This is a genomic window from Streptomyces sp. NPDC056835 (assembly GCF_042789485.1).
Taxonomy (GTDB): domain Bacteria; phylum Actinomycetota; class Actinomycetes; order Streptomycetales; family Streptomycetaceae; genus Streptomyces.
In genome coordinates, this window is sequence record NZ_JBHUBB010000025.1 from 118,947 (window position 1) to 133,543 (window position 14,597).

Here is a 14,597-nt window from a genome sequence, read left to right on the forward strand (position 1 = left end):
GGGTCCCGTCCCTCCGCACCCGGCAGGGGCGCGGACGGGCGGGACCCGCGACGCACCTCACTGACGTACCACCAGGGAAAGGCCCTTTCGAACGATGTTTGACGTCGAGTCGGACCGGACATCCGCTTCCGGCATACCCGTCACGGGTGGGCAATCCGGTATCTGGCTTGCCCAGCGGATCGACCCGGACAGCTCCGCCTACAACATCGTGTTCGCTCTGGACCTGCGAGGCGACCTCGACCTCGACCGGCTGGCCGCCGCCGTCCGGCAGGCCGTCGGGGAAGCCGAAAGCCTGCATGTGACGGTCGGCGCCGGAGACGGCGGACCGCGGCAGACGCCCGCACCCGCTTCCTTCGACGTCCCCGTCGTCGACCTGCGCGGTGCCTCCGATCCCGAACGGGCCGCCGCCGACTGGATGGACGCGGAGCGCGATCGCCCCGCCGACCCGGCCCGGGGCCCCCTCTTCGCCCAGGCCCTGCTGCGCCTGGCGGACGACCACGTCACGTGGTACCAGCGCTACCACCACATCGTCAACGACGGCATGGGCGTCGCGCTCATCACGCGCCGGGCGGGGGAGATCTACACCGACGGCGAGCGGTCTCCCGCCCCCGGCGACTGGCGCGTCTCCCGTCTGGTCGAGGCCGACATGGCCTACCGAGCCTCGGATCGCCACCAGGAGGACCGCGCGTACTGGCTGGCCCGCATGGCCGACCGTCCCGAGCCCGTACGCCTCGTGGAACGCGCCCCGGCGCTCATGACGCGGCGGCTGCGACGCACCTCGGAGCTGTCCGCCGCGGACGCCCAACCCCTGTATGCCGCCGCCGAGCTGGCAGGCACCCGTGTCTCCCGCCTGCTGATCGCGGCCGTCGCCGCCTACCTGCACCGGGTCAGCGGTGAGCAGGACCTCGTCCTCGGCCTGCCGATCGCCGCCCGCCAGGACGCCGTGTCGGCCGGCATCCCCGGCATGGTGTCCAACATCGTCCCGCTGCGGCTGTCCGTCCGCCCGGGCACGACCGGCGCCGAGCTGCTGGCCGATGTCCGTGACGCGGTCACCGAGGCGGTCGACCACGGGCGCTACCGCGCCGAGGACCTGGCCAGGGAACTGGGCCTGGCCGACGGCGTGCCCGAACTCGTCGGCCCGACGGTCAACATCCTGCTCCGCTCCGACGACCTGCGGTTCTCGGACCACGAGAGCGGACTCGAACCGGTCTGGGTCGGCCCGGTCAGCGACCTGGCCCTCAACTTCGTCGAGACCCGGGGAGGGCTCGGCATCCGCGTCCATGTCGACGCCGACGCGGACGTGTGCGACGAGGAGACCCTGCGCGCCCACGAGCGCCGCTTCCTGGCGCTGCTCGCCGACCTGGCCGAGGACCTGGACCGCCCCATCGGCCGCGTCGAGCTGACCTCCGGCGCGGAACGGGACCGGCTCCTCCACGAGTTCGGCGTGTCACCGCGCGAGTCCGCCGAGCTCTCCTGGCCCGCCGCGTTCGAACGTCAGGTCCGCCGTACCCCGGACTCCGTCGCCCTCGTCTGCGAGGACCGGGAGCTGACGTACGCCGAACTGAACGCGGCGGCCAACCGGCTGGCCCGCCTCCTCGCCGCCCGTGGCGTGGGCGCCGAGGATGTCGTCGCCGTAGCCATGCCGCGTTCCCCCGAACTCGTGGTGTCCCTGCTCGCGGTCCTGAAGGCAGGGGCCGCCTACCTGCCGCTGGACGTCGACCACCCGCAAGACCGCGTCCTCTACATGCTGGATGACGCCGGAGCGCGCACCGTCATCACCACCCGCGAGTTGTCCGACGTCCTCCCGAAGGCCCCGGGCGTCGGCCACCTGCTCCTGGACGCTCCGTCAGTGGCCTCCGAGTACGCCGCCCTCGACGCCTCGGACCCAGGTGTGCCCATCACCCTGGACCAGGCCGCGTATGTCATCTACACCTCGGGCTCCACCGGCCGGCCCAAGGGCGTCGTCGTCTCCCACGACGGCGTCGGCAGCCTCATCGCCACCGCCACCGACCGCATCGGCATCACCGCCGACAGCCGCGTCGTCCAGTTCGCCTCCGCCGGCTTCGACGTGACGGTCTGGGACCTGATCATGTCGCTGTGCGTCGGCGGTCGCGTCATCATCGTCCCCACCGAGCGGCGCGTCGCCGGACCCGCCCTCACCGACTACATCGGGCGTCATCGCGCCACCCATATGATCCTGCCGCCGTCCCTCGTCTCCGCCCTGCCCCAGGACTGCGACCTGCCCGACGGCGCCGTGCTGATCGTCGGCACCGAGGCAGTGCCCAGCGAGCTGATCGCCCGCTGGTCCGGCCGGCTCCAGGTGGTCGTCGCGTACGGCCTCACCGAAGCCACCGTCAACTCCACCCTGTGGATCGCCACCCCGGACAGGCCAGGACCCGCTCCCATCGGCGAACCCGACCCCAACACCCGTGCCTACGTACTCGACTCCGCGCTCCGCCCCGTGCCGGTCGGCGCCGCGGGTGAGCTGTACGTCGCCGGACGCGGCCTCGCCCGCGGCTACCTCGGCAGGCCGGGGCTCACCTCCGAGCGGTTCGTCGCCGACCCGTACGCGGCCGAGCCGGGCGCGCGGATGTACCGGACGGGCGACCGCGTCCGCTGGGCGGCCGACGGCAACCTGGAGTTCCTGGGACGCGCCGACGGCCAGATCAAGATACGCGGCCACCGCATCGAGCCCGGCGAGATCGAGAGCGCCTTCATGGCCTGCCCGGGTATCGCCCAGGCCGCCGTCCTCGTCCGCGAGGACCACCGGAGCGCCAAGCGGCTCGTCGCCTACCTCGTGGCCGAGGCCGGTACGGACACGGACGCCTCCGTGGCGGGGGCGCGCGCCAGGATCGCCGAAGCGCTGCCCGACCACATGGTCCCTTCCGCCGTCGTACGCCTTGACGGGCCCCTGCCGCTGACGCCCAACGGCAAGCTCGACAGCCGCGCCCTGCCCGAGCCCCGGTGGACCGCGACGGCCGGCGGCGACGCGCCCGCCACCCCGGCCGAGACCGTGCTCGCCGGGTTCTTCGCCGAAGTGCTCGGCCTGCCGTCGGTCGGCGTCCACGACAGCTTCTTCGAGCTGGGCGGCGACAGCATCGTCGCGATCCAGCTGGTCAACCGCGTCCGCGACGCCGGGCTCGTGATCACCCCCCGTGACGTGTTCCGGCAGCGGACCGTATCGGCGCTCGCCAGGACGGCGGGCCGGGCCGGCGGGAACGAGGCGCCGGCGGCCGCACGGGTGGTACGCCTCGACGAGGACGCCCTCCCCGTCTCCCCGCTCCAGGAAGGCTTCTTCTTCCACGCGGAGTTCGGCAAGGAGGCCGGCGACCTGTACGTCGTCCAGGAACTCCTCGACCTCGAAGGCGCCGTCGACCCGGACCGACTGCGTCAGTCGCTCCAACTGCTGCTCCACCGGCACCCGCTGCTGCGCGCCTCGTTCCGCCAGCTCCCCGGCGGCGAGGTCGTCCAGCGGATCGCCGGCCATGTGACCCTTCCGTGGCGCGAGGCCGACACCGCCCGCACCCCGCTGGAGGAACTGCTGCGGCAGGACCGCGCCGAGCGGTTCGACCTCGCCAGGCCGCCGTTGATACGGGCCACCCTGATCCAGGACGGGCGGCGCCGGCGACTCCTGCTCACCCTGCACCACATCATCGCCGACGGCTGGTCGGTCTCCGTCCTGCTGCGCGAACTCACCGCCGCCCACCGGGGGATGGAGCTGCCCGAGCCGCCCGCCCCGCGGCCGTACCTCTCCTGGCTGGCCGGCCGGGACCGCGACGCCGCCCGCGACGCGTGGCGGCAGGCCCTGGCCGGTCTGGACGGCCCCACCCGGCTGCCCGCCTCCGCCTTCGCCACGCGCGACGACCAGGACGCTCAGGCCGCCATGCCCGAGCACGTGGACGTCCGGCTGTCCGAGTCGCTGACCGCCGACCTCAATGCCCGCGCCCGCGGCCACGGTCTCACCCTGAGCACCGTCGTGCACGGCGCCTGGGCCCTGCTTCTCGGTGGTCTGACCGGCAGCCAGGACGTCGTGTTCGGCACCACCGTCTCGGGACGCACCACCGAGGTCGAGGGCCTGGACAGGGCCGTGGGCCTGTTCATCAACACGGTCCCGGCCCGGGTCACCCTGCGCGCGGGCGAGCCGGTCGGCGCGCTGCTGCGGCGCGTCCAGGACGAGCACGCGGCCCTCCTGGACCACCAGCACCTCGGGCTCGCCGAGATCCAGCGGATCGCGGGCGGCGGGGAACTCTTCGACACGCTCGTGGTGTTCGAGAACTTCCCGTCCGGCGATCTGTCCGGCGATCTGTCCGGCGAACAGGACGCAGAGGCGCTGCGCGTCACCGGCGCCGAGGTGTTCGATGCCGTGCACTACCCGCTCGCGCTGATCGTCGAGCCCGGCGGCGCCCAGCTGTCGCTGCGGTTCACCTACGACGCGGTCCGGCTCGACCCGTTGTCCGTGGCGGTGATCGCCTGCCGGTTCGAGGCGCTGCTGCGGACTGTCCTGTCCGACCCCGCCCTCCCGGTCGCCCGTACCGGCATGCTGTCCGACCGGGAGCGGGAACGCCTTACCGCGCTGAACGCCACGGCGCACCCGCTGCCCGCCGCGGATGCCACCCTCGCCTCGCTCTTCGCCGCGCGGGTGGCACGGACCCCGCACGCCCCGGCGGTCGTCTTCGACGACATCACCCTGACCTACGCCGAACTGGACCGGCGCGCGGAGGCGCTGGCCCGGCGGCTGCGGGCACGCGGCGCCGGCCCGGAGCGGTTCGTCGCGGTCGCGGTGCCCCGTTCCGCGGAGCTGATGGTCGCGCTGCTCGCCGTACACAAGGCGGGCGCCGCCTACCTGCCCGTAGACCTCGACTACCCCGCCGACCGGGTGGCGTTCATGCTCGCCGACTCGGGGGCCCGTACCGTCGTGACCACCGCCGACTCGGCCCGGCGACTGCCCGGCGTGCCGGGTCTCGAACACGTCGTCGTGGACCACCACGAGGAGGTGCCCGACGCGCCCGGTGCGCACGCGGGACCCGATCACCCCGCCTACCTGATCTACACCTCCGGCTCCACCGGGCGCCCCAAGGGCGTCGCCGTCACCCACCGGGCGATCGTCAACCGCCTCTCCTGGATGCAGGGCGAGTACGGACTCACCGCCGACGACAGGGTGCTGCAGAAGACCCCGTCCAGCTTCGACGTGTCCGTCTGGGAGTTCTTCTGGGCTCTGGTCGAGGGCGCGACCGTCGTCCTCGCCCGGCCCGACGGCCATCGCGACCCGGCGTATCTGGCCGAGCTGATCCACGCCCGGCGGATCACGACGACACACTTCGTACCGTCGATGCTGGCCGCGTTCGTCCAGGCGATGGACGCTGCCACCGGCGCCCCGGACTGGGCGGCGAGCCTGCGCCGGGTGTTCTGCAGCGGCGAGGCTCTGACCGGACCGGACGCCCGCCGCTGGTGGGAGCTGACGTCCCGGCACGGCCGCGGCCCCGTACCGCTGCACAACCTGTACGGGCCCACCGAGGCGGCCGTCGATGTGACGTACTTCCCGTACGAGGGCGGTACCGAGCTCGCCGTTCCCATCGGCCGCCCCGTATGGAACACCCGGTTGTACGTGCTCGACACCTTCCTGCGCCCCGTCCCGGACGGCGTGCCGGGCGAACTGTACCTGGCCGGTGTCCAGTTGGCCCGCGGCTACCACGACAGGCACGGCCTGACCGCCGAGCGGTTCGTCGCCGACCCGTTCGGCGAGCCGGGCGCGCGCATGTACCGGACCGGCGACCTGGTCAGGCGGCGCGCAGACGGCGCCGTCGAGTACCTGGGCCGCACCGACCGGCAGGTCAAGATCCGCGGCAATCGCGTCGAGCTGGGCGAGATCGAGGCCGCCCTGACCGCCCTGCCGGGTGTCGCCCGCGCCGCCGTGATCGTCCGTGACGGGGCGCTCCTTGGCTACGCCGTTCCCGCTCCCGGCGCCGCACCGGACGGCGAAGTCCTCCACGGGGCGCTCGCCGGGGCATTGCCCGCGGCGATGGTGCCAACGGCTGTCGTGGCCGTCGACGCGCTGCCGCTGACACCCAGCGGCAAGCTCGACCAGAACGCCCTGCCCTCGCCGTCCGTCACCGCCGGGACCGGTGGCCGGGCGCCCCGCGACGAGCGGGAACGCGCCCTGTGCGAGATCTTCACCCGCGTCCTCGGCCTACCCGGAATCGGCGCAGACGACGACTTCTTCGTGCTCGGTGGTGACAGCCTCACCTCGATCGCCGTCGCCACCGGCGCCCGTGAAAGGGGACTGACCATCAGCCCGCGCGATGTGTTCGAGCACCGCACCCCCGCCGCGCTCGCCGCCGCGGCCACGAGCGCGCCCGCGGAGTCCGCTCCCGGGGGCGCGAGCGGCCCCGGGGCGACCACCGGCGGTGTGACCGTGTCCGCCGCCGAAGCCGGGCAGGCGGCCGCGGCCCTCCAAGCCATGCTCGCCCAGCGGCAACAGTCCGGGGCAGCGGTCGACCCGGCCCTGAGGGCACTGCTCGACCAGCTGACCGCCGGCGTACCGGCGCGGCCCCCGGCCCCCGCCCCGCTGGGCGGACTTGAGCTGTCCCCGCGGGAGAACGCCCGCGTCGAGGCCGTCGCCGGGCTTCCGGTCGCCGACATCTGGCCGCTCTCTCCGCTCCAGGAGGGCATGTACTTCCACGCCACCTACGACGCGGGGGACGCGCTCGACGTCTACCTGTCGCAGGAGACCCTGGACTTCGACCACCGCCTGGACGCCGCCCGGCTGCGCGCCGCCTGCCGGGCGCTCCTGGAGCGCAACGCCGGCCTGCGCGCCGGATTCACCAGCGACGGCCTGCCCCGGCCCGTGCAGTTCGTCGTGGACGGTGCCGAGGTCCCCTTGGTGGAGAGCGACCTGTCCGGGCTGCCCCCAGGGGATCAGCGCGCCCGCGTGGACGAGCTGCTGGCCGCCGACCGCCGACAGCGCTTCGACCTGTCGGCGCCGCCCCTGTGCCGCCTCCAGCTGATCCGGCTCGGGGACGGCCGCGACCGGCTCGTCGTCACCCACCACCTCATCCTGTGGGACGGCTGGTCCGCGTGGCTGTTCCTGGAGGAGTTGTTCACGCTCTACGAACGGGACGGCGACGCCACGGGTCTGCCCGCCCCGGGCTCGTACCGCGACTACCTGGCGTGGCTGGACGAGCAGGACACGGCCCAGGCCATCGGCGCGTGGCGCGGCGCGCTCGCCGGACTCGACGAGCCGACCATCGTCGCCCCGGCGGGCCGCGACGCGGGCCCGGTCATCCCGGCCGACTTCGACGCGGTGCTGACACAGGAGACCAGCGACCGGCTGCGCACCCTGGCCCGGCGGCACGGCCTCACCCTGAACACGGTGCTCAACGCCGCCTGGGGCCTGGTCCTGTCCGCGATGACCGGCCGCGACGACGTCGTCTTCGGCACGGCGGTCGCCGGACGGCCCGCGGATGTGCCGAACGTCGCCGGCATCATCGGCATGTTCCTCAATACCGTCCCGGCACGCGTCGGGTTCACACCGGACGAGCCGCTGCTCGACCTGCTGCGGGGCATGCAGTCCGAGCGGGCCGCGGTCATGCCGTACGAGTACGTCGGACTCGGCACGCTCCAGCAGGAGACCGGCCACCGCCGCCTGTTCGACACGCTCTTCGTGCTCCGCTCAGCCGACGGCGAGGGCCGGGCGGCGGAGCTCCGGAAGCGGCACGGCATCACCGACGTGTCGAACGTGGACGGCACCCACTTCCCGCTCACTCTGATCGTCACGCCCGAGACCCGGCTGCGGGTGACCCTGGCGGCCCGGCCCGACCTGTTCGGAGCCGAGGCCGCGACCACGATCCTCGGACGGTTCACGACCGTCCTCGAAAGGCTCGGGGATGCCCTCGCCGACCCGGACACCGCCTCCGCCCGTACCGTCGGTGTGGACCTGCTGCTGCCGCCGGAGCGCGCCGCCCTGCTGGCCGAGTGGGCCGGCAGCCGGGAGCCCGTGCCGAACGAGACCGTCGCCGACATGCTGACGGCACAGGTCGCCCGTACCCCGGACGCGGTCGCGCTGGTCTTCGGCGAGCGTGCCCTCACGTACGCCGAACTGGACGCGCGCATCAACCGGATCGCCCGCCTGCTCCTCGCCCGGGGCGCGGGACCGGAGAAGGCCGTGGCGCTGGCGCTGCCCCGGTCCATCGACATGGTGGCCGCGCTGTTCGCCGTCCTGCGGACAGGCGCCGCGTACCTGCCGCTGGACCTGGACCACCCGGCCGACCGGCTGCGGCTGATGGTCGAGGACACCGGACCCCTGTGCCTCGTCTCCACCACGGCCGTCGCCCCGACCCTGCGCGGTGACGCCGGTGCGGTGGCGCCCGAACTCCTCCTGGACGACGAGGCCGTGGCCGCCGAGCTGGCCGCCCTGCCCAGCGGGGAGATCGCGGACGCCGAGCGGCGCGCGTTCGCCCACGACGTGCCGGACCGGCTGGAGTACCCGGCGTACATCATCTACACCTCCGGCTCGACCGGCCGCCCCAAGGGCGTCGTCACCCCTTACCGGGGGCTGACCAACATGCGGCTCAACCACCAGAAGGAGATCTTCGACCCGGCCATCGCCTCGGCCGGCGGACGCCGGCTGCGCATCGCGCACACCGTGTCCTTCGCCTTCGACATGTCCTGGGAGGAACTGCTCTGGCTCGTCGAGGGCCACGAGGTCCACGTCTGTGACGAGGAACTGCGCCGCGACGCCGAGGCGCTGGTCGCCTACTGCGACCGGCACCGGGTCGACGTCGTCAACGTGACCCCCACCTACGCCCAGCTCCTCATCGAGGAGGGCCTGCTCGACCGCGACGAAACGGCAGGGAAGCACCGTCCGGCCCTGGTCCTCCTCGGCGGCGAGGCCGTGTCGGACACCGTATGGACGAAGCTGCGCCGCACCGAGGGCACCTACGGCTACAACCTGTACGGGCCGACCGAGTACACCATCAACACCCTCGGCGGCTCGACGGCGGACAGCGCGACCCCCACGGTCGGCATTCCCATCCGCAACACCCGCGCCTACGTTCTGGACGCGATGCTGCGCCCGGTTCCGCCGGGCGGCCCGGGCGAGCTGTACATCGCGGGCACCGGTCTGGCCCGCGGCTACCACGACCGTCCCGCGCTGAGCGCCGAGCGGTTCGTCGCCGACCCGTTCGGGAAGGGGGGCGAGCGGATGTACCGCACCGGTGACCTCGTACGGCAGCGGCCCGACGGCCTGCTCGACTTCCTGGGCCGTACCGACGACCAGGTGAAGATCCGCGGCTACCGGATCGAACTGGGCGAGATCTCCACGGCCTTGTCCTCGCACTCCGCGGTCGCCCACGCGGCGGTCGTCGTGAACGAGAGCACCGGAACGCCGCGTCTGGTCGGCTATTTCACGCCGGCGGACGGCACGCAGGTGGGGGAGAGGCTGCTCCAGCGGTTGCGTGACCACCTGAAGGAGGGGCTGCCCGACTACATGGTCCCGTCCGCGCTCGTCCCCGTGGACACACTGCCTCTCACCGTCAACGGCAAGCTGGACGTACGCGCCCTGCCCGCCCCGGACTTCACCGGAACGGGCACGAGCCGCGCCCCCCGCACGCCGCGGGAGGAGACGCTGTGCGCCCTCTTCGCGGAGGTGCTCGGCCTGCCGGTGGGCAGCGTCGGCATCGACAGCGACTTCTTCGATCTGGGCGGCCACTCACTGCTGGCCACCCGCCTGGTCAGCCGGGCCCGCACCGCCCTCGACACCGAACTCGCGATCCGCGACCTGTTCGAGGCACCCACCGTCGCCGAACTGGCCGAGCGCGCGGCCCGCTCCGGCGGCGCCGCCCGCCCGGCGCTGACCGCCGGTGAGCGGCCCGACACGCTGCCGCTCTCGCACGCCCAGCAGCGGCTGTGGGTCATCCAGCAGATCGAGTGCGCCTCCGCCGCGTACAACTTCCCGCTGGTCGTGCGGCTGCGCGGCGTCTTCGACACCGGGGCGTGGGGCGCGGCCCTCGCCGATGTGACGGACCGTCATGAGGCCTTGCGAACGGTGTTCGTGGAGCCCGACGGTCAGGCGATCCAGCGCGTGCTGCCCGCCGGGGAGGCACGGCCGGTCGTGGAGCGGCTGCGCGCCACCGAGGACGAGGTGCCCGCCCTCGTCGACGAGGCCGTCAACCGGCCGTTCGACCTCGCCACCGAACTGCCGTTGCGCACCACGATCGTGGAACTGACACCCGAGGACCACATCGTCGTCCTGCTGCTGCACCACATCACCACCGACGAGTGGTCGGACCGTCCGTTCCTCCGTGACCTGGCCACCGCCTACGCGGCCCGCCTCTCCGGTGCGGCACCCCGGTGGGAGCCGCTGCCGGTCCAGTACGCCGACTACGCGCTGTGGCAGCGACGCCTGCTCGGCGACCCGGCGGACGCGGCCGGCCTGGCGGCCCGGCAGCTGGAGTACTGGCGCACGACCCTGGACGGCGCCCCCGAGGAACTGGAACTGCCCACGGACCGGCCCCGCCCGGCACGGCCGGCGTTCTCCGGCGCCCAACTGGACATCGCGTTCGACGCCGACGTCCACGAGGGGCTGAAGCGGCTCGCCCGTGAGACCGGCGCCAGCATGTTCATGGTGGTGCACGCCGCCGTGGCCGCTCTGCTGCACCGCATGGGCGCCGGTACGGACATCCCCCTCGGCTCGCCCATCGCGGGGCGCGGCGACGAAGCGCTGGACGATCTGGTCGGCTTCTTCGTCAACACGCTCGTGCTGCGCACGGACCTGAGTGGCGACCCGAGCTTCACCGAACTGCTGGCCCGGGTCCGGGAGACGGACCTGGCCGCGTTCTCGCACGCGGACGTGCCGTTCGAGTCGGTGGTGGAGAAGCTGAACCCGACGCGCTCACTGTCCCGGAACCCGCTGTTCCAGGTGATGGTCGGCTACCACGCCCGCACCGGCGAAGGACTGGAACTGCCCGGCCTCCAGGCGGACTTCGTGCCGTTTCGGACCCGCTCGGCCAAGTTCGACCTGGTCTTCAGCTTCAGCGAGCACACCTCGGCCGACGGCGCGGCGGACTCCCTGAGCTGCCGTCTCGAATTCGCCACGGAGCTGTTCGACCACGAGACCGCCGAACGTATCGGTGATCGTCTCCGGGCGCTTGTCGGGGCCCTGGTCGCCGCACCCGAGCAGCCCGTCTCGCGGGCGCGGATCCTCTCCGCCGACGAGCGGCGGCTGGTTCTGGAAGGCTTCAACGCCACGGCCCGCGAAGTCGAGGAGGAGTCGTTCCCGGCGCTGTTCGCCCGGCGGCTCGCCGAGCGCCCCGACGCGGTCGCCGTCGTTGACCGTTCCCGCTCGGTGACCTACACGCGGCTCGACGCCCGTGCCAATCGCGTGGCCCGGTTGCTGGCCGCACACGGCGTGGGCGCCGGGAGCGTGGTCGGCGTGGCCGTGCCCCGCTCGGTCGACATGGTCGCCACGGTACTCGCCGTGATGAGGCTGGGCGCCGCGTTCCTGCCGCTCGACCTGGTCCACCCGGCAGACCGCCTGACGTACATGATCGAGGACTCGCGGGCGGCGCTCGTGGTCGGCACCGAGCCGGTCGCCGGGAAGGTCCCGCAGGTCGCGGGCGTGCCGGTGGTGCTGCTCGACGAGCCTTCGGTGGCCGCCGAGCTGGACGCTCTGCCCGAGACCGCGGTCGAGGGGATACGGGTCGGTCTGGACCAGGCCGCGTACGTCATCTACACGTCCGGTTCGACCGGCCGGCCCAAGGGCGTGGTCGTTCCGCACGAGGGCATCGCCAGTCTCGTCGCCACCGCGGTCGACCGGATGGGCCTCGAACGCGACAGCCGTGTCCTCCAGTTCGCGTCGATCGGCTTCGATGTCTTCGCCTTCGAGCTGTCCATGGCGCTGTGCCAGGGAGGCCGGCTCGTACTCATCACGGACGAGGCGCGGGTCGCCGGCCCGGCGCTCACCGACTTCCTCGCGGACCAGCGGATCACCCACATGATCCTTCCGCCGTCCCTCGTGTCGGCCCTGCCGCCGGGCTGCGAGCTGCCCGAGGGGTCGACCGTCCTGGTCGGTACGGAGACGGTGCCGCCGGACCTGTTCGAGCGGTTCGGCGATACGGCCCAGCTGATCTGCGCGTACGGGCTCACCGAGGCGACGGTCAACTCCACCCTGTGGCCCGCGCGTGAGCACGGGGGACGTCCGTCCGGCCGGGTGCCCATCGGCCGGCCCGACCCCAACACCCGCTGCTACGTACTGGACGACAACTTGCGGCCGGTTCCGCCGGGTGTCGCGGGCGAGCTGTATGTCTCCGGACGCGGCCTCGCACGCGGCTACCTCGGCAGGGCCGGGCTGACGTCGGAGAGGTTCGTCGCCGACCCGTACGGCCCGCCCGGCGGCCGGATGTACCGCACCGGTGACCGCGCCCGCTGGCGCGCGGACGGCAACCTCGACTTCCTCGGGCGTGTCGACACCCAGGTCAAGGTCCGCGGCTTCCGTATCGAGCTCGGTGAGATCGAGGCGGCCCTCGCCGGACACCCCTCGGTCGCGCAGGCCGCCGTGGTGCCCGACCGCGACGGCGACATCGTCCGGCTCGTCGGCTACGCCGTGCCGGATGCCGGCGGGCTGGACCCGCGCGAGCTGCGCGCCCATCTGGCCGGTGCGCTGCCCGAGTACATGGTCCCGGCGCTCGTCGTCCCCCTGGACGGCCCGCTGCCGCTGACGCCCAACGGCAAGCTGGACCGTAAGGCGCTGCCCGCGCCGGACTGGGCCGCGATGACCGGGGGCGCGCTCCCGGTCACCGGGACGCAGACCCGGCTCGCCGGGATGTTCCGCGACATCCTCAAGCTGGAGAAGGTCGGAATCCACGACAACTTCTTCGCGCTCGGCGGCCACTCCATGGCGTCGATGCGGCTCTTGGCCCGTATCCGCGCCGAGTTCGGAGCCGAGCTGAGTATCCGGGACGTCTTCGACGCCCTCACCGTCGCCGGTCTCGAAGGCAAACTGAAGGGCGCGGCGACGGCCCGCCCGGCGCTGCGCCCGGCGCGGGACCCCCGGCGACCGCGGGCGGCGGCCCCGGTCCAGCGCCGGCAGTGGGACGCCCACCGCCGTAACCCGGGCTTCGACCACGCGCTCGTACTGCGCTCGTCCGGCGGTCTGGACGCGGACGCGCTGTCCGCCGCGCTCGCCGATGTGGCCGCTCGTCACGAACCGCTCCGTACGGCGTTCACAGAACGGGACGGCGCGCTGTACCACCGGGCCGCCGGGCCTCCGGCCCTGGAACTGGAGAACTGCGAGGACCTGGAAGCCCGTCTGACGGAGTTGGCGGCCGGGGCGGCCGACCCGGTCCATGGGGCGCCACTCGGGGCCCATCTGCTGACGGCGGCCACGGGGCACCAGGCACTGCTGCTGACCATGCACTATCTGGCGGTGGACGAGTGGTCGGTCGTCCCGCTCCTCCGTGACCTGACAGCGGCGTACGCGGCCCGCAGGGAAGGCCGGGCACCCGAGTGGCAGCGGCTGCCGGTCTCGTACGCGGACTACGCCCAGTGGGCCCGCGACATCCTGGGCGACCTGGGCGATCCGGACAGCCGGGGCGGCCGGCAACTCGCCTACTGGCGTGAGACGTTGAAGGACCTACCGGCCGAGCCGGCTCTCCCGTCGGACGGCCCGCGCTCCTCCTCGCCCGGCGCGGGCCACGTGGGCTTCGTCCTGGACGAGCGGACGCACGCGGCCGTGGACGACCTGGCCCGGGCGACCGGCACCAGCATGTTCATGGTCCTGCACTCCGCCCTGGCGGCGCTGCTCACCGCCCACGGCGCAGGCACCGACCTGCCCATCGGTACGATGGTCGCCGGCCGTACGGACGATCAGCTGACCGACCTGGTGGGCTGCTTCTTCAACACGGTCGTGCTGCGCACCGACGTGGCGGGCGACCCGACGTTCACGGAGCTGCTGTCCCGCGTACGGGAGACCACGCTCAGCGCCCTCGACCGGCAGGAGGTCCCGTTCGAGGAGGTCATACGGACGACCGGACTGCCTCCGGAGGGCCCGCAGGTGATGGTGATCCACCATGAGCAGGCGGACCTGGAGCCACTGGAGGGCGGTGTCGGCTCCCTCGACGCCGTACCCACCGGTTCGACCCGGGCCCGGCTGACCCTCAGCTTCTACGAGCCGCACGGCGACGGCCCCGTTCACTGCGGCCTGATCCACGCCACCGATCTGCTCGGCACCGCCGAGACACGGCGGCTCGCCGACGAACTCCACAGGCTGCTGCGTGCCGTGGCAGCCGACCCGGAACAGCCGCTCTCGGAGCTGTTCACCGCCATGTCCACAAGGAGTGACAACGCATGACCACCAACCCGTTCGAGGACCCGCGGGGCCGCTTCCTGGTCCTGGTCAACGACGAGAACCAGCACTCGCTGTGGCCGTCCTTCGCGGAGGTTCCCGCCGGGTGGCGGACCGCCTTCGGCGAGGACTCCCGCGAGGCCTGCCTCGCGTACGTCGAAGAGCACTGGACGGACCTGCGTCCGGCGAGCCTTATCGCTCAGCAGGGCTGACCCCGCACACCGGGACGCCGCCGCCCGTGGGGAACCCTCTCCACGGG

At 73.1% G+C, this 14,597-nt stretch carries 2 protein-coding genes; both read left to right on the forward strand.

The window, feature by feature from the left end; translation table 11 throughout:
* Positions 1-94 precede the first annotated feature (94 nt).
* A complete protein-coding gene (locus tag ACFRMN_RS26675) occupies positions 95-14,344 on the forward strand; it encodes an amino acid adenylation domain-containing protein (protein ID WP_383023596.1) in 14,250 nt (4,749 codons plus the stop codon).
* Positions 14,341-14,550 carry an MbtH family protein gene (locus ACFRMN_RS26680; protein ID WP_383023598.1) on the forward strand — a complete coding sequence of 70 codons (210 nt, stop codon included), beginning with the start codon at positions 14,341-14,343 and terminating at the stop codon, positions 14,548-14,550. The genes ACFRMN_RS26675 and ACFRMN_RS26680 overlap by 4 nt, the downstream gene beginning before the upstream one ends.
* Positions 14,551-14,597 lie beyond the last annotated feature (47 nt).